This window comes from Faecalibacter sp., assembly GCF_057177045.1.
On record NZ_CM169987.1, the window covers coordinates 1,207,841 to 1,234,432 of the forward strand.

The 26,592-nt window shown below is 32.9% G+C and carries 23 protein-coding genes and 1 tRNA gene; 7 read left to right on the forward strand and 17 right to left on the reverse strand.

The genetic code is table 11. The annotated features are described in order from the left end of the window. Nucleotides 1-346: 346 nt before the first annotated feature. The 5 genes from AC1QSP_RS05445 to priA all read right to left on the reverse strand — a co-directional run bounded on the left by AC1QSP_RS05445 (nt 347) and on the right by priA (nt 7,255). Nucleotides 347-1,477: an efflux RND transporter periplasmic adaptor subunit gene (locus tag AC1QSP_RS05445; RefSeq protein WP_484080134.1), complete on the reverse strand. Its 1,131-nt coding sequence runs from the start codon at nt 1,475-1,477 to the stop codon at nt 347-349. Between the two features lie 21 nt (nt 1,478-1,498). Further along, entirely contained in the window at nt 1,499-2,752 is a 1,254-nt protein-coding gene (locus tag AC1QSP_RS05450) for an ABC transporter permease (RefSeq protein WP_484080135.1), read from the reverse strand. Then, complete coding sequence (locus AC1QSP_RS05455; protein ID WP_484080136.1) at nt 2,752-3,981, reverse strand: ABC transporter permease; 1,230 nt, start codon at nt 3,979-3,981, stop codon at nt 2,752-2,754. The genes AC1QSP_RS05450 and AC1QSP_RS05455 overlap by 1 nt, the downstream gene beginning before the upstream one ends. 12 nt (nt 3,982-3,993) lie before the next feature. Then, a complete protein-coding gene (locus AC1QSP_RS05460; RefSeq protein ID WP_484080387.1) occupies nt 3,994-4,683 on the reverse strand; it encodes an ABC transporter ATP-binding protein in 690 nt (229 codons plus the stop codon). A gap of 112 nt (nt 4,684-4,795) precedes the next feature. After that, complete coding sequence (priA, locus tag AC1QSP_RS05465; RefSeq protein ID WP_484080137.1) at nt 4,796-7,255, reverse strand: replication restart helicase PriA; 2,460 nt, start codon at nt 7,253-7,255, stop codon at nt 4,796-4,798. Nucleotides 7,256-7,319: 64 nt separating this feature from the next. Here priA and AC1QSP_RS05470 point away from each other — a divergent pair, with 64 nt between their 5' ends. Continuing rightward, on the forward strand, nt 7,320-7,856 hold the full coding sequence (locus AC1QSP_RS05470; RefSeq protein ID WP_484080138.1) for a hypothetical protein: 537 nt from the start codon (nt 7,320-7,322) through the stop codon (nt 7,854-7,856). A 170-nt stretch (nt 7,857-8,026) separates the two neighbouring features. Then, entirely contained in the window at nt 8,027-8,329 is a 303-nt protein-coding gene (locus AC1QSP_RS05475) for a hypothetical protein (RefSeq protein WP_322969327.1), read from the forward strand. 50 nt (nt 8,330-8,379) lie between these two features. Here AC1QSP_RS05475 and AC1QSP_RS05480 read toward each other — a convergent pair whose 3' ends face one another. After that, nucleotides 8,380-9,546: a proline dehydrogenase family protein gene (locus tag AC1QSP_RS05480; RefSeq protein WP_484080139.1), complete on the reverse strand. Its 1,167-nt coding sequence runs from the start codon at nt 9,544-9,546 to the stop codon at nt 8,380-8,382. 153 nt (nt 9,547-9,699) lie between these two features. Continuing rightward, complete coding sequence (locus AC1QSP_RS05485; protein ID WP_322969325.1) at nt 9,700-9,951, reverse strand: type B 50S ribosomal protein L31; 252 nt, start codon at nt 9,949-9,951, stop codon at nt 9,700-9,702. A 384-nt stretch (nt 9,952-10,335) separates the two neighbouring features. Here AC1QSP_RS05485 and AC1QSP_RS05490 point away from each other — a divergent pair, with 384 nt between their 5' ends. After that, a complete protein-coding gene (locus AC1QSP_RS05490; protein ID WP_484080140.1) occupies nt 10,336-11,706 on the forward strand; it encodes a hypothetical protein in 1,371 nt (456 codons plus the stop codon). 56 nt (nt 11,707-11,762) lie between these two features. Here AC1QSP_RS05490 and AC1QSP_RS05495 read toward each other — a convergent pair whose 3' ends face one another. After that, nucleotides 11,763-12,443, reverse strand: a complete 681-nt coding sequence (locus AC1QSP_RS05495; protein WP_484080141.1) for a metal-dependent hydrolase — start codon at nt 12,441-12,443, stop codon at nt 11,763-11,765. Nucleotides 12,444-12,458: 15 nt separating this feature from the next. Beyond that, complete coding sequence (gene menA / locus AC1QSP_RS05500) at nt 12,459-13,385, reverse strand: 1,4-dihydroxy-2-naphthoate octaprenyltransferase (protein ID WP_322969322.1); 927 nt, start codon at nt 13,383-13,385, stop codon at nt 12,459-12,461. An 81-nt stretch (nt 13,386-13,466) separates the two neighbouring features. On the opposite strand from menA, the gene AC1QSP_RS05505 reads away from it, so the two are divergent. Continuing rightward, nucleotides 13,467-14,300, forward strand: a complete 834-nt coding sequence (locus tag AC1QSP_RS05505) for a GH25 family lysozyme (protein ID WP_484080142.1) — start codon at nt 13,467-13,469, stop codon at nt 14,298-14,300. A gap of 25 nt (nt 14,301-14,325) precedes the next feature. On the opposite strand, the gene AC1QSP_RS05510 is transcribed toward AC1QSP_RS05505, so the two are convergent. The 3 genes from AC1QSP_RS05510 to AC1QSP_RS05520 form a co-directional block, all read right to left on the reverse strand. Then, nucleotides 14,326-14,730: a hypothetical protein gene (locus tag AC1QSP_RS05510; RefSeq protein WP_484080143.1), complete on the reverse strand. Its 405-nt coding sequence runs from the start codon at nt 14,728-14,730 to the stop codon at nt 14,326-14,328. An 83-nt stretch (nt 14,731-14,813) separates the two neighbouring features. After that, nucleotides 14,814-15,383 (reverse strand): DUF4920 domain-containing protein, encoded by a 570-nt coding sequence (locus AC1QSP_RS05515; RefSeq protein ID WP_484080144.1) that lies wholly within the window; start codon nt 15,381-15,383, stop codon nt 14,814-14,816. A gap of 18 nt (nt 15,384-15,401) precedes the next feature. Then, complete coding sequence (locus AC1QSP_RS05520) at nt 15,402-15,995, reverse strand: NUDIX hydrolase (RefSeq protein WP_484080145.1); 594 nt, start codon at nt 15,993-15,995, stop codon at nt 15,402-15,404. Between the two features lie 41 nt (nt 15,996-16,036). Between AC1QSP_RS05520 and AC1QSP_RS05525 the strand changes: the two genes are divergently transcribed. The 3 genes from AC1QSP_RS05525 to AC1QSP_RS05535 all read left to right on the forward strand — a co-directional run bounded on the left by AC1QSP_RS05525 (nt 16,037) and on the right by AC1QSP_RS05535 (nt 19,157). Then, nucleotides 16,037-16,432: a hypothetical protein gene (locus tag AC1QSP_RS05525; protein ID WP_322969317.1), complete on the forward strand. Its 396-nt coding sequence runs from the start codon at nt 16,037-16,039 to the stop codon at nt 16,430-16,432. A gap of 136 nt (nt 16,433-16,568) precedes the next feature. After that, nucleotides 16,569-18,842, forward strand: a complete 2,274-nt coding sequence (locus tag AC1QSP_RS05530; RefSeq protein WP_484080146.1) for a choice-of-anchor L domain-containing protein — start codon at nt 16,569-16,571, stop codon at nt 18,840-18,842. Nucleotides 18,843-18,845: 3 nt separating this feature from the next. Continuing rightward, on the forward strand, nt 18,846-19,157 hold the full coding sequence (locus AC1QSP_RS05535; RefSeq protein ID WP_484080147.1) for a hypothetical protein: 312 nt from the start codon (nt 18,846-18,848) through the stop codon (nt 19,155-19,157). A 452-nt stretch (nt 19,158-19,609) separates the two neighbouring features. Here the strand turns inward: AC1QSP_RS05535 and typA are convergent, their stop codons facing one another. From typA to AC1QSP_RS05560, 5 genes are all read right to left on the reverse strand, one after another. Beyond that, entirely contained in the window at nt 19,610-21,415 is a 1,806-nt protein-coding gene (typA, locus tag AC1QSP_RS05540; RefSeq protein WP_484080148.1) for a translational GTPase TypA, read from the reverse strand. A 248-nt stretch (nt 21,416-21,663) separates the two neighbouring features. Beyond that, nucleotides 21,664-22,584, reverse strand: a complete 921-nt coding sequence (locus AC1QSP_RS05545) for a YARHG domain-containing protein (RefSeq protein ID WP_484080149.1) — start codon at nt 22,582-22,584, stop codon at nt 21,664-21,666. Beyond that, nucleotides 22,577-23,230: a DUF2306 domain-containing protein gene (locus AC1QSP_RS05550; RefSeq protein ID WP_484080150.1), complete on the reverse strand. Its 654-nt coding sequence runs from the start codon at nt 23,228-23,230 to the stop codon at nt 22,577-22,579. Before AC1QSP_RS05550 ends, AC1QSP_RS05545 begins: the two co-directional genes overlap by 8 nt. 64 nt (nt 23,231-23,294) lie before the next feature. Next, nucleotides 23,295-26,420 carry a hypothetical protein gene (locus tag AC1QSP_RS05555; protein ID WP_484080151.1) on the reverse strand — a complete coding sequence of 1,042 codons (3,126 nt, stop codon included), beginning with the start codon at nt 26,418-26,420 and terminating at the stop codon, nt 23,295-23,297. A gap of 93 nt (nt 26,421-26,513) precedes the next feature. Continuing rightward, nucleotides 26,514-26,586 (reverse strand) — tRNA-Lys (locus tag AC1QSP_RS05560). Between the last annotated feature and the right edge of the window lie 6 nt (nt 26,587-26,592).

The window sequence follows — 26,592 nt, forward strand, 5'->3', positions numbered from 1 at the left end:
TTTTAATGGATAATTATCGCTTATATGATAAATATTTTAACAAAATTTAAGAGGACATCCTTAATTAAAAGGATATATATTTTTTAAAATAATATTTTTTTTTAATGTTAATGCAATTCGTGAAGATATAGAATTACAATCAATTATAATATTTAATCAATAAGGCTTTAAAATGTATATATACAAAATTCAATGAATAAATATACTATTTAGAATGATTATAAGAAATTTTTAACCGATTTAATGCCTTTATGCTAAGCAGTTAAATCTATAGTGTTGAATATTTATGAAAATATAAAAACGGCAATATGTTAAGAATATTGCCGCTTTAAGATATTTTTTTGATTTAGTGAGGACCTGATCCATTTGGTTTTTCTAAATCGGTATTCCAAATTTTAATTTTATCCGTTTTTTGTAGCCCTGATTTTACTTGTACATTTACTCCATCTGTAATGCCTAATGTAATATATTTTTTCTCATAAGTTGCATCTGAACCACTTCCAGATTTTAAAACATCCACGTAAGGTTTCTGCTTTTCATCGTAACGAACATGAGCCGTTTTAATCAACAACACATTGGAAGCACTTGAAGTTACCACTTCTGCATTTGCAGAATATCCTGCACGAACAAAATATTTTGAATCCAATTGAATAGGTGCTTTAATTTCGAATTGTACAACACCATTACTTGCCACCCCTTGAGGTGAAATAAAATCTAAAATCGCAGTAAATACTTTATCTGGAATCGCCCCTATCGAGACATTGATCTTCATTCCTTCTTTCAATTTACCTACTTCTGCTTCATCTACTTTACCCGCAAAAATCATTTTATTGATATCCGCCATTGTTGCAATTGTAGTCCCCGTAGAGAAATTATTGATTTCTTGCACCATATTTCCGATTTCTACTGGAATATCTAAAATAACTCCAGAAGTTGTTGCTGTAATACGTGTGGTTGCATACGATTCCAAACCAGGAGCAACACCAGTTTGTGCTACTTTATAGCTCGCCTCTGCTTGACGCAGTGTTTGTTGTGCATTTTGATAAGCCGCTAAAGCATTATCATAATCCGCTTTAGGAATAACACCTTGGTTGTATAAAGTTTGTGCACGGTTAAACTCCTTTTGTTGAAGATTCACTTGAATTTCGGCTGCACGAATACTTTGTAATGCCGAGTTTAAATTGGCCACATTTGGCACCACTCGAATTTCTGCAATTAATTGTCCTTTTTCTACAAATTGCCCTTCAGATACATTAATTGATTTGATTACCCCTGAAATATTAGGTTTAATTTCAATGGTCTCTACAGGTTTAACTTCTCCTGTAGCCACAGCTTTCACCTCAATATTTCCTACAAAAGGTTCAGTCACTTCATAGACTTGATTTTCTTGACTATTTTTTTTACCAAAATAAGCAATCACTCCGACCACTAATCCAATAAATAAAATAATCCCACCTATTTTTAAAAATTTCTTCATCGATTGATATCTATAGCTCTGTTATTCTTCTCTTAAAGCGTCAATTGGTTTTATGGCTATTGCACGTTGTGCAGGAATTAAACCTGCTAAAGTTGCCATTACAACCATAATCGTTAATGCTGCAAATAATGTAAACAAATCGATCGACGCATTATAAATCGGTATGCTATCATTATTTGGAATTACAAACTCATTTAAAACCATTAAAATTAATCCTGCACCTACAATCCCTGCCAAACCAGCAATCAATGTTAAGACGACAGATTCCAATAAAATTTGACCTCTAATTTGAGTCGGAATAGCCCCTAAAGCTCTTCGGATTCCAAATTCTTTTGTGCGTTCTGAAACTGTAATTAATAAAATACTTGAAATGGCAATTACTCCAGAAAATAAAGTTAACGCTCCCACTACAATGGCTAAAAATTGCATTCCTTTTACAAAGGTCATGATTTTACCCAGCATTTCTCCTAAATTAAAACCACCTAACGCTTGATCATCTGATGGGGCAATATTCTTAATTTGTTTTAAATATGATTTTAATTGCTTTTCAAATGCGACAATATCATAATCATTAGGTAATGATAAAGAAAGATACTGAATTTTTTCACCTTGATTATAAACTTTTTGAAATGTTGTGAAAGGAATAAATATTTGATCTTTGGTTTCTACAGGTGATGATGGAGAATCATAAATCCCGACAATGGTATAATAACTATCACCTATTCGGATGCGTTCTCCCATAGCATCTTTTGTCTCTTTGAAGAAATTCTCAACGATTTCAATTCCTAAAACACAAATCTTTGCTTCTGTCTTAATGTCGTCTTCATTGATAAAACGGCCATAAATAATATCTTTTCCAAACATTCGGTTTTGGTCAGGATAATCTCCATTTACCGTGTAAAAATTATATTTTGTTCCATAAGCAACCACAGAATTAGGCATATTGTTCCGAGGAGCAATCAATGAGATTTGTGGAAATTGATTTTCGATTCGTTTAACATCACTCATTTTCAATTCAATTAGTCGCCCTTTCTGAAAGCCTTGATGTGGCATCGATGTTGTTCCTCCCCAAACAAATAAAGAATTGGTCGCAGCATCAGCTAAATTCCGGTCAAATCCATTTTGCATTCCTCGAGTTACACCAAGCAACAACACAAATAAAAACATTCCCCACGCCACCCCAATCATCGTTAGAATGGTACGTAATTTATTTTTACGTATAGCAGCGTATACTTCGCTCCAAGCGTCTATATCAAATAATAATTTCCAATTCATTACTCGTCTCTTAATGCTTCTATAGGTTTAATGCGCGCTGCACGTAATGCCGGAATTAATCCGGAAATTGTTCCTGCAATAAATAAAATCAAGGTTGCTAATATCAATGATTTTGATTCAACACCAGGATCATATATAAAATAATCTTCCAACGAATCTCCAATATTTTCTACCACCAATGATGCTAATAAAATTCCTAATGCACCAAAAACTAAAGTGATAAGAATCGCTTCTTGCATAATAAGTGATAATACTGAAAACGGTGTTGCACCCAAAGCTTTACGAATACCTATTTCTTTCGTTCGTTCTTTCACACTAAACACCATAATATTACCAATACTTACAATTCCAGCAATTAGACTTCCGCCACCAATAATAAACACGATTATGGTTAACGCAAAAAAGAAACTATCCGTCTCTTCCATCGACTCTGCGGCATTTCGTATCCGTATACCACTAAAATCACTAGGAGCTATGGAATAACGTACCTTCAAATTATATTCGATGGTATTGGCCAATTTCTTAATATCAGTTAAAGATAAATTATCTTTTGGAGTAATTATGATTGAGGAAACATCATCCGTTGCATAAATGGTTTTAAAGGTTGACAACGGTGCATATAGAGCACGCTCCGCATTGTCTCCCCCATCTTTACTTTCAAAAACTCCTACAATTTGATAAACCCCTTTCCCTATCTGAAGATATTTACCAATAGCAATTTGATTGGGATAAAAATCCTGAGCCACTAAACGCCCCACAACGACACTTTTTTGCTGTTGATCAATATCCTTTTGATTAATAAAACGTCCAAGAGTCACTTCTTCATTAATCATTTCAATATAATCTGGCGTAACTCCTGTAATGGAATAACTACCTGAATTACTAGCGCTTTTTACTGTATCTGATTTTGCAATTGTAGTTGTCGAATATTTAATTTGATCTTTGAATGATTCTTTGATAAAATAATGATCGGCTTCTTTAATGGTAATTTGTCGTCCTTTAGTAAATCCATTATACGATTCCATTGTTGTCCCTCCGGAAATCGTAATATTTAATGAATTTGCATTGAAAAATTGTTGTTGAAAGCCTTTTTGTAAGCCATTTCCTAATCCAAATAACGTGATAAAAACAAACAATGCCAAAGCAATGGTAAGCCCCGACAAAGACGTTCTTAATTTGTTACTTGAAATAGAAGCCCATATTTCGCTCCAACGATCGATATCAAACATATAGCAAAAAAATTATACACGTACTTGATTAATTTTTTCATCACTGATGATCACTCCATCTTTCAATCGAACGATTCGTTTACACATTTGTGCAATATCATCTTCATGTGTTACCATTAAAATCGTTTTTCCTTCGTCATTAATTTCTTGAATTAATCGCATGACTTCGTGGGATGTTTTTGTATCTAAAGCACCCGTTGGTTCATCGGCTAATAATAATTTGGGCCTTGCAGCTAAGGCACGCGCGATTGCAACACGTTGTTTTTGTCCTCCAGACAATTCATTGGGCATATGATTGGCCCAAGGTTGCAGTCCTACACGTTCTAAATACCCCATAGCGATTTTATTTCGTTCCGAGCGTTTAACTTTTTGATAATATAATGGTAAAGCAACGTTTTCAAGTACATTTTTGAAGTTGATCAAATTATATGATTGAAAAATAAAACCTAAAAATTTATTGCGATAGTTTGCTGCTTTCGTTTCGTTTAGTTTTTCGATACGAAACCCATCCAAATCATAAATTCCTGTATCGTGTTCATCTAACATTCCAATGATATTTAATAATGTCGATTTCCCTGAACCCGATGACCCCATAATTGCTACAAATTCTCCTTCTTCCACTTCTAAATTGATTCCTTTTAGAACATGAAGTGAATTTTTTCCCATCTTATAGGATTTATTCAAATCCTTTATCGATATCATTGCCATACGTACAAACTAAGTCTATTGAATAAAGATAAAACATCAGTCGTTAATTGCAACATATTGTTTCATTTTTAAACAAAAAAATCCTGAACAAATCAGGATTCAATTTTTACATAGGATCTACATCAACATCGATACGAACTGATCGATATGCCGCTATGGTATGCAAACGTTCAATTTCTTTCTTTATCAATTGTTTTACTTTTACCGGGGATTGATGGGGTAATATTTTAATCATAACATCGGTAATGTACAAATTATTAATTCGACTAATTGCTGGGGCTTCTGGTCCTAACAAACATCGCGAATCAAAACTTGGTTTTAATAATTGCACCAACTGAGCGGCAGTTTTATCCAATCGCTCCTTATTCTTATGCTTAAATCTCAAATTAATTAAACGAGCAAAGGGCGGATAAAAAAATTCTTTTCGCTCATACAAAATATCCTTCATCGTTTGATGGTAATTATAGGTCGTTACATTTTGTAAAATTTGGTGTTCTGGCTGATAAGACTGAATCAATACTTTTCCTTGATCTAATCGTCGACCTGAACGACCCGCTACTTGCGTTAACAACTGAAACGCTTTTTCATGCGCTCTAAAATCTGGAAAATTCAATAAAGAATCGGCACGAATAACACCTACCATACTCACATTTCCAAAATCAAATCCTTTGGTGATCATTTGTGTTCCCACTAAAATATCGACTTCTTTATTTTCGAAATCCTCGATCAATTTTTCATAAGCAAATTTTCCTCGCATCGCATCCACATCCATTCGGCGAATACGAGCTTCTGGAAAAATTTCCAACAATTGATCTTCGATCTGTTCCGTTCCTAATCCTTTCGTGTTGAGTTCAACTGAACCACAACTCACACAACGATTTGGTTTTGCTTGCGCATATCCACAATAATGACATTTTAATTGGTTGGAAAATTTATGATAAGTTAAACTCACATCACAGTTGGGACATTCTGGCGTATGACCACAGGAATTACATTCCATAATTGGGGCATAACCACGACGATTTTGGAATAAGATGATTTGTTTTTTTTCTTTTAATTGTTCAATTATTTCATCACGTAACACATGAGAAATATCGTAGGTCATTTCCTTTTCTTTTTGTGCTTTCTTTAAATCGACCAATTGGATATCGGGTAATTTGACATTTCCAAAACGTTCTTTTAATTCCACATAACCATATTTCCCTTGTATCGCATTGTAATAACTTTCGATGGAAGGTGTAGCTGAACCTAAAAGAACTTTTGCTTTCATCATCGATCCTAAAAGCATGGCCATATCGCGAGCTTGAAAATATGGTTTAGCATCCATTTGTTTATAGGTCGACTCATGTTCTTCATCCACGATAATCAAACCTAATTTTTCAAATGGCATAAAAAGCGCAGTTCTTGGACCAATAATAATATCAAAATCACCTTGTAAGGTTTTCTGCCAAAGTTCCACACGCTCATTTTGGTTGAATTTGGAATGATATACTCCAACACGCTCTCCAAAATGCTTTTTGATGCGATGAACAATTTGAGTTGTGACTGAAATTTCAGGTAACAGATACAGAATTTTATTTCCTTTTTTAATAACCTGCTCCATCAATTTTAAATAAATTTCTGTCTTTCCACTGGATGTTACCCCATGTAATAGAACCGTATTTTTAGTAGCAAATTCTGTTTTGATTTGATCTAAAACTTCGTTTTGCTTTAAAGTTAATTGATGCGTTTCTTCTTTATCCAATTCAGATTCATCCACTCGAGAAGTTTGATGCTGATAGATTTCAACAGCCCTTTTATCAGCCAAGGCTTTCACAACAGCATTCGTAGTTCCCATTTTCACGAAATCTGCTACTTTAATGGGTTGATCAGGCGATTGTGTTTCTAAAGTGATCAATTGCAATAGCGCTTCCCGTTGTTTCTGCGCACGATTTAACCCATCCAAAACAGCCATAAAAGCTTGGTCATTCCCTTTTATTTGGGGATGTATTCTTACATAATTATCAATTTTAGGTGTATATTTTTCCTGAATCTTTTCGTCCAATTGAATAATGCCTTTATCAATCAATAATTTTAACGTAGGAATAGCGGATTTTTCATCGACAATTAACGCTGCTTCTTCTACAGAAATGATTTGACGTAACTTCAGTGCTTCAAACACTAAATATTCATGGTCATTTAAATCTTCTATTGAAGCGTAATCAGGATTTATTAAACGTACAAAAGTTTGAGATTCTAATTTAAGAGCAGATGGAAAGGCATTTCGAAAAACATCACCTAAGGAACACATGTAATAATTAGCGATCCATTCCCAAAACTGAATTTGAAATGGAGTGACCATCGGTGCATCATCCAAAAAAGCATGTATCCTTTTGGTTTTATATAATTCGGGTTTATTTTGATGAATAGAATGAACAATACCTGTATATAATTTTTGCGTACCAAAAGGTACTGCAACACGTTGTCCAATTTTAATTTGCTGCAAATCAGAGTCCGTTAGATGATACGTAAATGTTCCTTCTAAATTTAGCGGTAATATCATTTCAGCAAAGTAACCTGTATTCATTCTCCTTTTTTAATTTGGCAAGTTAATAAGATTTTTAGTAGATTTAAGCGTACAAAGCATTACAATGAGATCTTTTTTTAAAACCACTCTTTTTTATATTTTAGGATATTTTGTAATCAGTTGGTGGAGTAAATCAGCATTAGGTTTAAGCCAACTTTACAATCAACACTTTATTGATAAAATAGACGAGAGTTATTTTAATTATTTTATATTTCTCTCATTTTTAATCGTAATACTTATAGTCATCAGATCCATCATCAAAAAGTTCAAGAAAAGGGAACATCATGTGATTAAACGTTATTTCAGATTAAATTGGTTTATGTTTATCGCTACTTGTTGCATTGGCATCATATTAATTACTGCTATTTTATCCTCTCTGTTATTTAATGGAATGCTTTACATCAATCGTATGTATACTTCATCTGTAGCATCCTATAAATACCAATTCAAGAAAGATGAAGTTGATGATCAAATTCTGCATCAATATGCGATTAAAAAAGGAGATGATAACTATTTGTACGGTAATCAATCCTTTCACTTAACAAAAAAATATGGTTTATTAAACCTTCCGTATATGCTTGAAATAACTCCTATTGAGTAATCAAATTTTCATATAATTAATCGTTCCTTAATCCAAGAATCATATGAACAGTGAATATTCATACTTTAGAATGTTTGATAAAACACATAATTCTTATCAAATTTTTAAGATTTAAATTCTTTAAAATCTGAAAATTAGGTTGTATATTACATTAAAACCAACCTATAATTATGCTGAAAAGTATCATTGATAATTTATCGACTTGTGAGAAACCTTTAATGCGTGTTATTTTTAGAAATAATACCACACGTATTGTAGCTATTGGATTAAAGAAGGGCATGAAATTGGTGGATCATCGGTTACCTGTAATCACAAAGATGATCTTAATCAAAGGACAAGTCATTATTGACTCAAAAATTGAAATTGTGACATTAACGGAATATCAGCAATACGAAATCCCTGCGAAGGTCATCCATCAGGTGAAGGTGGAAGAAGACGCATTAGCCCTATTATTTTTAGATTTTTCACAATAAAAAAAGCCATCATGATTTGATGGCTTATATTTTATCGATTAAATCGTCGATTATTTTTTACGACGTTCTAATTCTTTTTTGATTAATCCTAATTCTCTACCCGTTTGTCCTGCTACTGAAGTATTTTCTTGAGCACGACGAATTAAATAAGGCATAACTTCTTTGATTGGACCATAAGGTAAATATTTTGCAATATTATATCCTAAGTGCGCTAAGTTAAATGAAATGTTATCGCTCATTCCATACAATTGCCCGAACCAGAAATTACGGTTTGATGGCTGAATTCCTTTTTCTGTTAATAATTGGATTAATAATTCGCACGAAAACTCATTATGAGAACCTGCAAATAATCCAAATCGTTCATGATGATCTACAATAAAACGAATTGCTGCGTTATAATCACGATCAGACGCTTCTTTGTTCGGTTGAATTGGCGATGGATATCCTTCTGCCTGTGCACGCTCACGTTCTTTTTCCATATACGCTCCACGAACTACTTTATACCCTAAATAATACCCTTCACGATTGGCTTTCTCATACATTTGTTTTAGATAAGCCAAACGATCATGACGATACATTTGCAATGTATTCCAAATCAATGGACGATTAACATTGTATTTGACCATCATTTCATCCGTTAAATCATCAGCAGCATCTTGCATCCAAGATTCTTCAGCATCCACCATGATATTAACATCAGCATCAAAACCAGCTTTACATACGATATCAAATCGAGAACGAATATTCTCCCATTTCTTTTGCTCTTCTGCAGATAAAGCTTGTTTTTTTCCTACTTTCTCGAATAATTCGATTCGTCCAAAAGCGGTTGGTTTAAACACAACGAAAGGAATTTCGCGGTTGTTTTTGGCTATTTCGACCAAGTGCAACATCACATCCTTTACATGATCAAATTCTGCTTCTTCTGTTTGACCTTCTACAGAATAATCTAAAATAGAACTTACTCCATATTTAAATAAGTCTTTCGCAACTTTAACACCCTCTTCAGCTGTTTCACCACCTACAAATTGTTTGTAAATCGTCTCCTTAATCACAGGTTTTACCAACGGTAAATTAGTTGCAAAAGGCAACTTAAAAAACAATGTACCAAAATTCGTTAATGTAGGATTTCCGATTAACTGAAATAAGTAATGTGCTTTTTTTAATTCAGCATCACTTTTTGAGCTGAAAGCATGTTCTGTATTGTCGAATAAAGACATTCTATATTTTGTTTGTTTATGTTAAGACAAATGTAACAAGAATGCAAGTATAATGCAATAAAAAAACCTACAAGAATCTTGTAGGTTTTTTCTATCTTAATATAACAATAGTAATTAATTAAGCAAAAGTGCTTAATATTTTTATTGCTATTATTATTTAGCTCTTTTAGCGTATTTGTTTTTGAATTTGTCGATACGACCAGCTGTATCTACTAATTTCACTTTACCTGTGTAGAAAGGGTGAGAAGTAGAAGAGATCTCCATTTTGAATAATGGGTATTCAACTCCTTCGATTTCGATAGTATCTTTCGTTTCAGCACAAGATTTAGTGATGAATACTTCTTCGTTAGACATATCTTTGAATGCTACTAAACGGTAATTTGTTGGGTGGATATCTTTTTTCATTTTAAAAATCTTCTTTCTAAACTTAATCGGGCGCAAATATAGAAATAAAAATTTAATTATATAATAAATTGAGTGATTTATTATGAAATTTTATATTTCTTCACTTGGCTTTTCAAACAACTATTCCGAGTGTAATGGGCTTCTTGGAAATAGAGGTTTGATAATTAAGTTTTATGTTAATTATTTTACTCGTGCAAATATATAAATTGTGTTTTTAATAATCAAACCTTTCAAATAATTTTCCATTATTTTTCTTCTTAACTCATCAAAAACGATACAAATCAATAGGTTAAATTTGTTATCGTCGATATTATTTCCATTTAGGTAAATCCTCTAACAATATTTTAATATTTTAGTAGTTTTAAACGTATAAACATCCCATCTATGAATATTAGAACATTAATTGTAGGCCTTGGTATAGGATCATTGGTCGCTTTCCAATCGTGCCGTGAGGATTTCGATTTTGATCCCATCTCTTCTGATCTACGATTTAGTCAAGATACCATTTCTGTTGATACAGTTTATAATTTCTCTAAATCGGAGACCTATGTGTTAAAAATTTATAATCCCGAAGATAAAGATTTGGTCATTCCTCGTATTGCTTTAGCCAAAGGTGATCAATCCTACTTTAATATAAATGTGGATGGACAAGCAGGATCTTCTTTTACAAATATTCCTATCCGCAAGAATGATAGTTTATTTGTATTCGTAGAAATCGATGCACAAGAAGCTCCAATAAATCCATTTTATGATGATGAGATTTTAATTGAGTCTACGCAACGCCAACAACATGTCAAATTAATTTCATGGATTGAAAAAGCACAACTTCATTCTGCTAACGAAAATATTGTTTCGGCTCAATGGGATGCAGATCAAGCCCATGTTATCGAAGGTAATTTAACCGTAACGAATCGTTTGGATATTGCAGAAGGGACTAAAGTATATTTTAAACCCAATGCGAGTTTAACAATTGATCAAAATGCTGAATTGAATGTGAATGGCGCTTTGGGGAATGAAGTTAAATTCCGTTCTTCACGTCATGATAAAAAATATGATTCAATTCCGAATCAATGGAAACATATTGAGCTGAAATCAAATAGTCGTTCATTCATACAATATGCAAAAATTATTGGTGGTGATACCGGACTTAAAGTCAATCAAGCGGAACTTAATATTCAGAATTCATTTATTGTGAATCACCAATCTTATGGTATTTTGGCCAATAATGCGAAAATTAATGGTCATAATGTGATTTTGAATAATGCTAATTTAGCTTCCTTTGCCGTAGAAAATGGTGGAGAATATGCCTTTTACCATTCTACTTTCGCAAACTTTTTTAATTTAGTAGGAACAGCTGGACCAGCATATAGTTTATATTTAAGCAATTATACACTGGATGATACGAATGCATTAACACAAGCAACTTTTGGGAATTGCATATTTTATAACCAAAGAACTCCTAACGCAGTTGTTTTTGATCGTCGAGAAGGCGTAGGATTTAATTATTCTTTTGACACCAACCTATTCAAGAATGTTAATACTGCAGAACTAAATGTTTTATCTGCACTAGGATTCTCCAATTCAATTGTAGGTGACCCTTTATTTGTAAATCCAATCTATACTGCTAATCAATTAAACGTATTGGAAAATTCGCCTGCTTTAAATGCTGGTAAAGTGAGTATAGCACAACAATATCCTTTGGATTATTATGGAATCCCAAGAGGGACAAATCCAACATTAGGAGCGTTTCAATAAAAAATAAAAAAAATCCAGTTCAATCGAACTGGATTTTTTACTTTGATATGAAAAGATTATACGGTTAAGTCCTCTCCTATTTCTAATAATACCAATTCTACATTTTTGTTAAAGAAAGTTGATTTGGCAATTCCTTTATCAATTTTGATTGGAGGAAAAGTATCGTAATGATATCCTAATACTTTTGTTGCTCCAACAAATTCTGCAGCAATAACAGCATCTTTTGCCCCCATCGTAAAGTTGTCTCCAATCGGTAAAACCGCTAAGTGAATTTCCCCTACCATTTCAGGAATCAATTTCATTTCATACGTTAAAGCAGTATCTCCTGCAATGTAAATACGTTTACCATCTGCTTCGATGATGTAACCATTCGGATCTCCTCCATATGTTCCATCAGCAAACGAGGAAGAATGGAAAGCAATAGTAGATTTAATTTTACCAAAATCGAATTCATACATTCCTCCTGTATTCATCCCATGAGCATTTAAACCTTTTGCTCCGTAATATCCTGCAATTTCAGCATTGGAGATGATTAATGCATCTGTTCTTTTTGCTAATTCTTCAACATCGTACACATGATCTTGGTGCGCATGTGTTATTACAATATAATCGGCTTTCAGGTTGGCAAAATCAATATTTTTCGCTAATTCATTTGGCGTAATAAATGGATCCACTACAATCGATTTCCCATTGGCTTCAATTAATAAAGAAGCATGTCCTAAGTATTGTACTTTCATATTTTATGATTTTTTTTATCGAACTAATGTATCTATAAAAGAAAAACCTATTAAACCATATCCTAATAAAATAGCGAAGAATAAGGCCATCATAGCGACAGGTTTCAGAAACTTATCATATTCTTTAGGTTCCTTTACTTTAAAAATTTCTCGGCGAATATTGTTAGCTAAGAGGATTAAAATTAAGAAGACCAAGACCGAAACTTTTCCTTCTTTCCCAGGTAAATTTACAACATATGCAGCTCCACAAATAAAAGGTAAAGTCATTAATATTAGTTGGTAAATTTTGCTTTTCTCAAAACCTAAACGTGACGCAATTGTAATTTTATTGTTTTTCACATCATTCTCCACATCACGCATATTGTTTAAATTTAATACGGCCATACTCCAAAATCCCATTGCAGCCGCTGGAAGAACATTCCACCAATTGAACATTTTAGAATACAGAAATTCACCTCCCAAAACAGCTACTAAACCAAAGAAGATAAATACAAATACATCACCTAATCCCATGTATCCATATGGTTTTTTTCCCATGGTATAGAACATCGCAGCTAAAATTGAAGCGATTCCTAATCCTATAAAAATATAAAGGTAATTCATGTGATCAGGGATAAAAGAAACGTATAATAAAGCGGCAATGCAGACCAATGAGATTACCACCATTAATCCTATAGCTGTTTTCATTTCTTTTTGAGTAATAAGTCCTGATGCTACAGCACGCTGCTCTCCCACGCGATGATCATCTGTTCCTTTTACAGCATCACCATAATCATTGGCAAAGTTGGATAAAATTTGGAATGCTAAAGTCGTCAACATTGATAATACAAAGATATCTGTTTGGTAAAATCCTTCGTATTTCGCTATAAAACCTGCAAGTAATAAACCACTTAACGAAAGTGGTAACGTTCGCAAACGTGCGGCAAGAATCCATTTTTTCATAGAAACAAAGATAATTAAGAAATCGTTTTCAACGTAAATCTTTTCGTAGTATTATTGTAAATCCAAATCCTGTTTTATTTTATGGCGAAGAAAAAATCTACATCGAAAAAAAAACAAGAATTCCCGTATAAATTCATCTTTTTCGGGGTAATAACAATTGTTCTCGTGGCCTTTACTGTACATTATCGCCATGGAATTAACTATTGGATGAAAACTGTTTCACGTAAACTAAAAGGAGAAACTGAAAATTCGGTAGAAAAATTAACGAAATACGATGTAAGAAATATTGAAGTCATGGATCGATATTATCTAAAAACATTCGGTTTGGATGTTTCCCAATATCAAGGTGATATTGATTGGGCTCAAATGAAAACCATTTACGACATTTATCCGATTAATTTTGTTTTTATCCGATCAACCATGGGTGGATTCAATACGGATAAAAAATTTGATGAGAATTGGGAAGGAGCGAAACAAAACGATTTTATTCGTGGGGCTTACCATTTTTACCGACCTGATGAAAATTCCACTGCACAAGCACAAAATTTCATCCGAAATGTTAATTTAAAATCTGGGGATTTGCCACCCGTATTGGATATAGAAACGATGCCTCGTACACAATCTATGGAGCGATTAATTGAGGGTTTAAAAAATTGGTGTTCCATCATCGAAGATCATTACGGGATTCAACCGATTATTTATACTTCGGATAAATATTTTGAAGATTTTTTACGTCCTCATTTTGAAGGCTATATCATTTGGATTGCCAATTACAATTTCTTTGTAGAAGACATGAAATCCCATTGGAATTTTTGGCAATTCACTGAAAAAGCACAAATTAAAGGAACCTCATATAAAGTGGATGTCAACATTTATAATGGAACCGTTGATGGTTTAAAAAATCTGACGTTATAATATCTTAGCAATAGAACCAAGATCATTAAAGTCGAATTTCACCGTAGTTTATTTCTCCCGTCATAGCATCGAAAGCGACTGTGCAATTTTCATGTTGATAGATATTATCCGCACGCATAGGCTCTCGATTTAAATTTTCTGGAAAATCAAATTGCTTTTTAATATCATTTTCTGAGCTAATATAACTTAATCCCCATACAAATTCATCTCGAAATGGTTGACAAATTGGTGTAGGAGAAAAGTAAACCTTAATCGAAATAATAATTGAATTTAAGACTGTGATTAAAATTCCATCTTCCTTGAATAACCATTCATAATCATAAAGATTAGAAACATTATTTTCGCGTTGAATAGGCTCACTTTTCAAGGATTTAAAGTATTGAACAACCTCATCGTTAGATATATTTTTCCCTAATAGCTTTTGAAACATGCGAATAAATTTTTGTGGTCAAATGATATAAAAAAACCTTTCAAAAGAATGAAAGGTTTTTAATATTTTAGATGCTAAAAGTATTAGTTTTCTTTAACAAAAACACCATCAGCCTCAAAATTAAATTGCAATTGAGGTTTTGTGATTTTAGCAATTTCTTCTTTTGATTGTCCTGCATCTTCAGCGTAGTGACGTAATTTTTCTACTGAAATTTCACTTACGAAGGCTTTACCATGCACAATAACATCTGATTTTTCACCTTCCAAAGGCATAAAGAATCCATAGTCTTTGAAACGAACAAATGATTGCTCTTCCCCTTTTCCTAAATCTACTTTCATCCAACATCCTTTCTTTTTACAAACCGATTCGATTGTCGATTTAAATTGAACATTTTCAATCACATCGCCATCTTTCATGTTGTCATATAACTTCCCTAATTCGGTATGAGTCAACGTATTTTTAACATCAAACGATTCGCCATATACTTGATACGCATATAAATCAGAAACTGTAGCTGAACCTTTAGCTAAGATATTTTTCTGCGCTTTCGTAATCTTTTCTGTTTTCGCCTTTTTATCTTCTTTTTTAGATTGTGCCTGAGTTGATACGGCAAAAGCCATTACTGCACAAACTCCTAAAATATATTTTTTCATGATAATTTTTCTTATTTATTACAAATCTAAATAATTATTTACTAATAATTGGATGTTTGGATACGAATTATTCATCAACGCATCAATCTCCTCTTTCTTTTTCCAAACCACTTCTTCTATTCCTTCTTCGATCTGAGGTTGAGGCGTTTCAGTTCCTTCATAGAACACTTCGAACCAAAATGTTTCTTTGATGATGTATTCTTTTTGGTAATAAATATGGTAGGTAGCCATTAAGAATTGTTTTAACTCTAATGGTGTAATACTGCATTCCTCTTCAATCTCTCGAATAGCAGATTCTTCTTTGGTTTCGCCCTCTTCCATCTTTCCTTTCGGTAAATCCCATTTTCCTAATCGATAGATAAACAGATAGTCATCTTTAGGATTACGCACAATACCACCAGCTGCTTGAATCAACTTAAAATAGTTCTTGAACTGATTCCAAACCTCATCAATCGAAACACTTATAATATTTACATGTTTTACGGCCGAACTAGATAACAGATGAAATGCTTCATCAAAATTAGATTCGTGATGATATAAAATATTTTTTGCTTCTGGCTTTGATTCTTGATCGAAAGTCAATAAACTCTCATTAAAAAAAACTTTGTACATTTGAGCGATTTGATACAAATTTATAAAAAACTCACAGGAATATGAAGGTAAATACAAATAAAGTACGTTTCTCTAAAAATCAACAAGAAGCATACGATTTCTTAGTAAACATGCAAAACTATGAACAGTTGATGCCAGCAGACACGAAATCATTTGAAATTCACGAGTCTGGAAAGGGATTTACTGTAGGAGTTGGTGCTTTACCAAAAGTTGGAATGCGTTTAAAAGAAACAAATGAACCCTCACAAATTGTTTTTGAATCTCCAGCTCCAGCATTTGATTATACGTTGACGATTAACATCGAAGCGGTAGATGAAAATGCATCGGATGTTCAATTGGATTTTGATGGAAAATTCAACATGATGATCGAAATGATGGCCAAAGGACCTTTAACTTCATTCATCAATACTATTGCAGAAAATTTAGGGAAAATCTAAATCATTTTCTATACGATATCAATCGCTTCTTTTCTAAAGGAGCGATTTTTTTTGTCCAATTTTAACAATTGTTACACTTGAATAACAATCGATTGGAGCAATAATTCTCGTAAATTTGTAATTAGAAGAAATTCATATGAAATACATTTACCATTTATTTCTACTCTTTACAATCAGTGTTCAGGCACAATTCATTCAAGTTAATTCATCGTATACTCCCACACAATTGGTTAAAGATATATTTCTTGGATCAGATTGTATAGAAATCGATGAACGTTCGATTGAAATTTCTGGGTATCATCAATCGGGATTTATCAGTTATGGATATTTTGATAAAGGAACATCTGATTTTCCATTAGAAAATGGTATCCTTCTATCGACAGGAAATTTAAATGCTGCCGTAGGCCCAAATAATTATTTACAAAGCTTTACGGCGAATAATTGGGAAGGCGATCGAGATTTGGAAGAAGCTTTAGAAATTCAAAACACATTGGATGCCACGATTCTAGAGTTTTATTTTATCTCACTTCAGGATGATCGTATTACTTTTGAATATATCTTCGCTTCAGAACAATATTTACGTACGGCTTCCGAAGGTCGCTGTGGCTATACAGATGGTTTTGCTTTTTTAATCAAAGAAGTTGATTCCAGAGATGATTATCAAAATATTGCGGTTATTCCTTATACCTCAATTCCTGTTTCTGTTTTAACAATATTTGGTAATGGAGGTTTGTGCCCTCCTATCAATCCTCAGTATTTTAGACAGTTTAATATTGGTCATTCTGCTACCAATTTTAATGGTGAAACTGTTGTATTAAACGCGGTTGCAAATATTATCCCTGGTAAAAAATACCATATTAAATTGGTGATTGCCGATCAAGGCAATGGATTGTATGATTCTGGTGTTTTCTTAAAAGCAGGTAGTTTTTCGGGAGGTAAAGATTTGGGTGAAGATTTATTGGTAGCGACAAATAATGCCCTTTGTCTTGGTGAAACAACCATTCTAGATGCTACAACACCCAATGCAACGTCCTATAAATGGTATAAGGATAATGTAGAGATCATTGGAGCTACAGATGCAACTTATATTGTAAATTTGCCAGGAAATTATAGAGTCGAAATTCTTTTATCTTCAGGTTGTACAATTACTGCTGAAAGAAAAATCGAATATTATTCCAATTTACTAATACTACAAAATCACTTTGAATTTTGTGATGAAGATTTAGACGGCAGTGTAACCCTTAATTTAATGGATTACAATCATCAAATTATAGCGAATGCAAATACAGTTCAAATAAAGTATTATAATACGCTTGCAGATGCAGAAGCCAATCGAAGTGAAATTCATCAATTAGATTTTACCACATCAGAACATAGCAAAACCATTTTTGTGGCGATTAGTACAGACCGATGTTCTTCAGTATTTCATCCAATTTCATTTTCAAAAAAAACATTAAGTTCAGCTGATCCAATTCCCACAATTGAAATTTGTGATGAATTATTAGATCATCAAGAAGCGATCAATCTTGAAGATTACCTCACATTTATTCCAAATTTAAATGATGATTATCGATTCTTTACCTCAGAAATAGATGCGAGAAACAATATAAATCCCATTCGAGACCAACAAATTCTAACAGGAAATATGACCTTTTACATCCGTTTTTCTCAAGCAGATTTATGTGAGAATATTATGTCGATTTCTTTTGTATTAAAACAAGCCAAAAGATCTGAAACTTTAGTGGATCAAACAATTTGTGAAGGTGCTACCACTACCTTAAATGCTGGCGATGGATTTGAATCTTATTTATGGCTACACAACGGATCCACTTCACCAATAATAACAGATGTACCAGTTGGAACATATCATGTTCGATTAGAGTTGAATGGTTGTTTTTACACCCAAGAAGTAGTTGTACATGCTGAAGAAAATCCAGTCATCGAAAATATAATCGTGTCAGGAAATACGGTAACAGTAATTGTAGCCAATCCCAATCCATCATACATGTATGCTTTAGATGATGGAAATTTTCAAAATTCTCATATATTTTATAATGTTTCGATCGGAAATCACACCATTGCAGTTCAACCTTCTAATGAATGTCTTCCTGTATTTCAAACATTTTCTATCGTTAATATGGTGAATTTCATTTCACCTAATTCTGATGGCATAAATGATGTTTTGGATTATTCCGATTTAATGTATAAACTGAATCCAAAATTTCAGGTATACAATCGCTACGGTCATATTTTATTTGAAGGTTCGACAACTAATCATTTCATTTGGGACGGAACTTTTAATGGAAAAACTGTAGCTTCGGGCAATTATTGGTATACATTAGAATGGACAGAACCTGGATCTGAACAAGTGAACAGGCAGACTAATTCTATCTTGGTAAAAAGTAAATAATTTATGGAAAATTGGACAGCATTGCCTAAAAAAGATTTAATGATGGAACTTTTTATGGCTGAACAAGAATTAGAACAAACCAATGAAACATTTTGGAACAGCATCAAATGTTCTCCTGAAATATGGCATTGTAAGGACGTGATTGATGATAATTTCTGGGTTATTGCAAAATGGAAAACATTTATTATTTGGTATAATGATATTGAAGAAGGCTTTAATCTTTCAACCTTCAAAACAGAAGGTGAAATACAACAATACAGCGCATTTCAGCACGATTTAAATGCTGTATTAAATCGACTAATACCACTTCTATAAATAGAATAAGGACGTTATTGAACGTCCTTTTTTATTGCTACACTATTATAGTCTGAAGGGAGCGTATCTGCTGTTCCCAATATTTTTCAACCGTTTAATCTTCTGGTTTTTAATAATTTTTAACTTAAAAAATTTGCAATTGTTGACTCAAACTAGAATTTGTTATTCTATAGTTTAAAATCAAATTATTTATTTTAATTTCTTTGAATTCTAAGCCTATCTATAGACTCCAGGCTTCTCAATTAAAATACGAAACGATTTTTGGCGTAATATTTCCCATTATATTCTTTTATCGCCATTTTATTCATTTATTTTAAACTTAAAATATTTTGGATTTTCAAAAACAATTGATTTTATCATATCGAATACATTTCATAAAATTGAGGATTTGTTCTTAAATAAAAAAACCTGATCAAAATTGATCAGGTTTTAAAATATGATATGGATTGATATTATCCCATTGATTTTTCGTAACGCTTACGGTCAGTTTCTTTTAAGTGAATTTTACGTAAACGAATGTAGTTTGGAGTTACCTCGATACATTCATCCGCTTGGATGTACTCCATACATTCTTCTAAAGTCATTTCGATTTTAGGCGCAATAGAAGATGAATCATCTTTACCAGCTGCACGAATGTTATTTAATTTTTTCGCCTCAATTACGTTTACCACTAAGTCATTGTTACGAGAGTGCTCTCCAACGATCATACCTTCGTATACTTCTTCACCTGGCTCGATAAAGAATTTACCACGATCTTGTAATTTATCGATTGAGTAAGGAGTTGCTACACCTTGATCTTTAGAAATAATTACTCCTGCAGAACGTCCAGCAATTGCTCCTTTGAATGGTTTGTACTCTAAGAAGTTGTGTGCCATTACAGCCTCACCTGCAGTGTTCGTTAACATTAAAGAACGTAATCCGATTAATCCACGAGATGGAATTTCGAATTCTAAGTGTTGCATTCCTTCTTTCGCTTCCATTACTAATAAATCACCTTTACGTTGAGTTACTAAGTCGATTGCTTTAGAAGCGTAGTTATCTGGAACATCAATTACTAATGTTTCATATGGTTCACATTTAACACCGTCAATTTCTTTGAAGATAACTTGTGGTTGCCCAACTGTTAACTCATATCCTTCACGACGCATTGTTTCGATTAATACCGATAAGTGCATGATACCACGTCCGTATACTAATTGCGTATTCGAATCTTCTGTTGGTTCTACACGTAACGCTAAGTTACGCTCTAACTCATCAGTTAAACGATCTACTAAGTGACGAGAAGTAACGAATTTACCATCTTTACCAAAGAATGGAGAGTTGTTAATTCCGAAAGACATATTCATTGTAGGTTCGTCGATGTGCATTACTGGTAATGCTTCTGGGTTTTCAGCATCAGCAATTGTATCCCCAATTTGGAAACCATCGATACCAACAACAGCACAGATATCTCCTGCTTTTACTTCCGTTGCTTTTACTTTCCCTAAACCAGAGAATGTGTATAATTCTTTAACTTTGTGTTTTTTAGAAGTTCCATCAGGTTTTGCTAATGCAATCCAATCTCCTTCTTTAATTACTCCACGAGAAACTTTACCAACCGCGATACGTCCTAAGAATTTAGAATAATCTAAAGAGGTAATTTGCATTTGTAAAGTACCTTCGTAAGCCTCTGGAGCTGGAACGTGCTCTAAAATACCATCCATTAAAGGTAAGATATTTTCTGTAGGAACGTTTTCTGTATTGAACCATCCTTGTTTAGAAGAACCGTAGAATGCAGGGAAGTCTAATTGCTCTTCTGTCGCATCTAAGTTGAAGAATAATTCGAATACTTTATCGTGAACCTCATCAGGACGACAGTTTTCTTTATCTACTTTATTAATTACTACTAATGGTTTTAATCCTAATTCTAACGCTTTAGATAAAACGAAACGCGTTTGAGGCATTGGTCCCTCGAAAGCATCAACTAATAAGATTACACCATCAGCCATTTTCAATACACGCTCAACTTCACCACCGAAATCCGCGTGACCAGGAGTGTCGATAACGTTAATTTTAACTCCTTTGTACTCTACCGAAGCATTTTTAGAGAAGATCGTAATCCCTCTTTCACGCTCGATATCATTGTTATCCATGATTAATTCACCCGACTCTTGGTTTTCTCTGAAAACATTTGTTGAATGAAGAATTTTATCAACCAACGTCGTTTTACCGTGGTCAACGTGTGCGATAATCGCAATATTTCTAATGTTCTGTTGCATTCTTGAAAATTATGGGTGCAAATTTACGATAAAATTATTTTTTATTACTATAAATTTTATTTAATTTAATCAATTCATATATCTATTTAGAAAAACGTAAATTTTGTGAAATATTTTTAGAAAACCATTCTCTTTTTTAAAGATTGATTAACGGATAATGATAAATTTCACGAGGATTTTAAGCATTTTTTACGCTTAAAATCATATTTTTACCATTTTGTACGATATTTGTTGCCTAATAGCGAATCTTATCGTCCAAATTGATCATAATGGTCTTCCGCATATTTTTCTAATCGTTTCAATAAAACGATATTTTCTTTTTCAAGTGGTGTAATTTTATCTTCTACATTCGTATATAAGGGAACATACCATTCAACAAAATCAAAATACTGTCGAACACCTTTATTGGAAAAAGAATATCCGTGTCGCGCATAAATGGAATTTCGAATGATTTCTAAATCTAATTTTCGGAGATTTTTTAAATCTTTTTCAGTTAATTTTTTCGTTGAAGCATTGATCTGATAAATCGCATCTGAAGCTGCCCGATTAACATTGATTACATATTCTTCTCCATCATATACTTCTTTTTTTGTTTTACTCGAAAACCAATCCACTACTGGATATGTTTCCTCTACTCCTTCATCATACTCAAAGATTTGAGGCTTCAACATTAAGTCAGGATCATATTTAAATTGCGTTTTCTTTAAACTAAACTTTCGGGTGCGTACGGGCATATCTGTACGTTTCGAAATCCATATACCATAGATTGAATCATAGTTTTTAGCCACATTAAATTTAAACGTACCATCATATTTATGATCTCCAGGTTCACTAACCACAATATAATCCGTCGAATCTGTTTTGGTTAATACCCCTTTGAATGGACGTTTATTTCCTGCAGATACGGAATACCCTTCAACCTGATTATTGTTTGTAATTTTCTGAATGAAAATACTGATTCGATTAATGCTCGAATAATAATTTTCGTTATCGTAGTCCAACGAATCCGCAATAAAGAGACCATACCATAATCCAACTTCTGCATCAACCTCTACAATATCGTTTTGTTGTTCTGTAATAGGTTCTTTGGTTTCTAAATGATTAATCTTTTCATTTTTACAAGCCATTAAGATGAAGAATGGTAAAAGGAAGAAGCTTAATTTATTCATAGTTTTTTATTTTATGGTGGATGTATAATTCTATACCAATCAAATTTAATACCCATCCAAGCCAAGCTACGATGATATAAGCATCCAAAGGATTGGGTTGAAAGAAATAAACAATACCAACCTTCCAAGCACGTAAGGTTAGCGCAGAAAGTGTAAGAGCATAACTTCTCCACATATCAAATTGATGTCCTTTGTAATCTTGATTTCGAATACGCATCATTGATCGTATGGTGTAAAATAACCATAATACACCCAGTAGAACAAAGGCCAACTGAGCCCATCCCCCACCATTAGCATAAATTCCGATAAAAATACCCGAAGGCGCTGCAAATAAGATTAAAATAAATACATATACATATCCTAAAACACGATGTACAATAGACTTTAATTGAAATAATTGAACCATTCCGATAACAAGAACAAATAGAGACGAATATACATGAATGTAGAACATAGGAATATATCCAAAAACTGCTGTGACTTCCTCTTGTTTAATGGATAGAAATGAGACATCCAATTGTATTGGAATATATTCTAAAGTAATTTGCACCATTAAAATCGAAAAATACATCCAAATCAATAGTGCAAAAACTTTTTTCCAAGAAATATTTTTAGAACTGAAATTCAATCGTTTAGTTTTATCCAAAGATAAATCATTCTTAATAATAGCATAAAAAAAGGCTTTAGAATTTCTAAAGCCTTTTAGGAAGTTATGGTTGTGTGACTTTCGTCTTTTCTTCTTCTAACAATTTTTGATATTCTGCATATTCTTCATCGGTTTGGTTCAATTGCTCTTTTTCATATCGACCAACTTCAACATCAAATTGATCGGCTGGACCTGTAATTTTAATTGGAATACCAATAATTCCAAAAGGAGGCAATCCCAAACGCATTCCTATATTCATATATCCATCTAGTGTCACTTGCCCTTCAATACGTGGTCTAAATCCTGCGACTTTAAACTTGGTGCGCTCAATGGTCATGACATTATTTTCGATTGATGTCTTAACTTTAACTTGTTTCAATTTTGCATCATGTAAAGCATTCGTTGAAGTACGTTCAGCTACGGAATTAAACACTTTAAATCCCATAAATTGAACATCTTCGATGATGAGCACACCTTTTCCTTTTACGGTCTTTAAACGAGGAAACATATCAACTCCTAAATCTCCTTCCAAATGATAATCCAAAGAAGCTTTACCATGTGCTTTTTCTGCTGCACTAACCATTTCTCGGAATAAACTAATTTCTTTATAGGCACGCTGAATATCAAAATTAGAGCCTTTTACATCAAAACTAAATCGAGCATGGCGCCCATTCAGAGGACGATATGAACCATTGAATAAAAACGATGAACCTATTAATCCAAATTGCGTATCATTGAGCACCAATGTTCCTTTATTCAATTGTAGGTCTCCTTTAAAATGGTTTAATTTCAAATCATTAAACTTTACTTGATCTGCTGACCCTTCAATTTTTAAAGCGACATTCTTAGGAAGCAAAATCACACCTTCATCCGAAGTCGCGTTTGAATTCGTTCCTGAATTGAAAGCCATAAAATCATTTAAGTTAACCGATTTGGTATTAAATTTTATTTCACCTAAAAGATTTTCATTCTCTTTTAAAGCATAATTAATATAATTAGACACTTTACCCTCAAACACGAATTGATTGCGTCTGTATCGTGCTTTCACATTCTGGAACATCAAATCTTTCCCATTAAATTTAAACAACCCTTCTTTCACTTTAAATTTGCTTGGAAAGAATTTGGTATTGATGGTAATGTTTTCAAGTTTTACAAAACCTCTGTTTTGGATATTTTCTAATGCTGCACCATTTTTACCTTGTAAGCCTAAATTTGCAGTGATTAATCCATCCACATCCAATCCCTCAATCGGAAAAAGTTGATAAAAATCTCCTAATTTTAATTGTCCTTTCGAATGAATACGATAATTCAAGTGATTAAAATCTTTTAAATCAGCATTTATCATAAAAGGTTTACCTGCCAATGTAAAAGAGATAGGAAGAACTTTAATATTTAAATCCTGAAATGATCCTCGGCCACTTTTAATATGGGTTTCAATGGAAATATTTTCCATGGGTAATGATGGCAAATCATGCATACGCAAATAACCATTTTTTACGACAAGTTTGGTTTGCGTCACAGGAACACGTTTGCGTTGAGGGTCATAGATCCCATTGGCTTTCATCGAAGCCAATAAATCACCTTTTAAATCAATTCCTTCCAAAGGATAAATTTTATAAATATCCTCTAATCGAATTTTAGCTTCTAAGGCTGCTTGTATTGGAAATTGTTTCAGATTTTGAATGTTAAAATTTCCTACAATATAATTGTTAAGTGCCTTCGCATTGATGTGATGAATATTTATCGCGGTATGATGAATACGTCCATCTGTATTATGCGCTTCTAAATCAAATGAAATTTGCTCTAATGCTGCTGGCATTTCATCTAGCTTTAAATAGCCTTGATCCAAATTTGCCTTCATTTGAAACGTCGGCACATTGACAATATGATTCAACTTGGATAAAATCAAATTTCCTTTCCATTCACCTTCTAAATTTAAAGCTCCTTTTGTTGCTAGGGTTTTAAATCCAGTTGCATTTTTCAAAGCTTCTAAATCCAATGATGAATTAATTTTTCCTTGTGTAAACCAATTTTGTCCCGCTTTAAATTCAAATGTTGCATTTGTGTTACCATCCAATAATTTAAAATCCAATTGATCGACTTTTAGATTCAATTGGTCTGGATTTAACGATGGTAAATCAACCAACGCTTTCACGTTTAATTTTTGTAAAGGTGTTTTAGAGTGATTATAATTAACTTGTCCGTCTTTTATGACCGTCTCGATGCGTATATCAGGATTTTGATTATTCTTTTCATCCATTGTCCCTTTCATCGTGAATACAATATCGGATGTCCCTCCTAATTGTAATGCTTTAAAATACTCTTGATATGCCTCTGGAACAATTGGAGGAATTGATGAAAGCTGGTTTTTATTCGAGGTAATTTTTAAATCATAATTCGATTGTTCCTCTAGCAATTGGAATGTTCCTTTTAATTCAAATGGAAATTCTGCTAACTTCAATTGATTGTCTTTAAAATCAAAAAACAATCGTTCCATATCAATTACCGTGTGAACATGACCTGCTAATGGTAAATTTTTGATATACTTTTCTTGATCAAATGTAAATAAAGATTGCTTAATTGCTAGATCAGCATTCAACGTCAATTGATTGTTTCTAAAATCCAGTAAACCATTATAATCTAACCCCTTTAAATCCAATTCCACCTTAGTGGCTTGATCTTTATAAACGACATTGGAATTGGTAATTCGAATATCGTTTAAAATTAAACCGACTGGAGATGACTCCTGTTCATTTAATTCATCAGTTGGAACCATCACATCATAGTTATTGCGTCCTAAGGAATCAATTTGAAGCTCAATCGATGCTTCGTCGATAAATAATTCATTAAATATAATTTTATCTCCTAATAGAGAAGGAAGATCAACACCTAATGCGATTTGTTTTGCACGAACAACAGATGCATTTTCAAACGGTGAAGCACCTTGAATAGAAGATTCAGTTAACGTCACAGTAAGCTTTGGGAAATGTGTAAAGAAAGAGACATTCAGTTCTTTAAACCTGACTTCTGTTTTGATATAATTTTTAGCAATTTCTTTTATTCCCTGATCTATTTGATCCTTGAAAAGATAAGGCGTTACAAACAATAGCGAAACTACGCTGATCATTATAACCAACAGTAATTTTAAAATTTTCATCCCGTAAGATGATTTTGTCTTTTTGTTTTTCATGATACTAGGCGACCATTTATTCACGATAAGAGAAGTGAATTCGATAGGAGTTTATGGCATAAAAAAAAGCCAAGCAATTCGCTTGGCTTCTTGTGACCTGGCTGGGGCTCGAACCCAGGACCCCAACATTAAAAGTGTTGTGCTCTACCAACTGAGCTACCAGGTCTCCGTT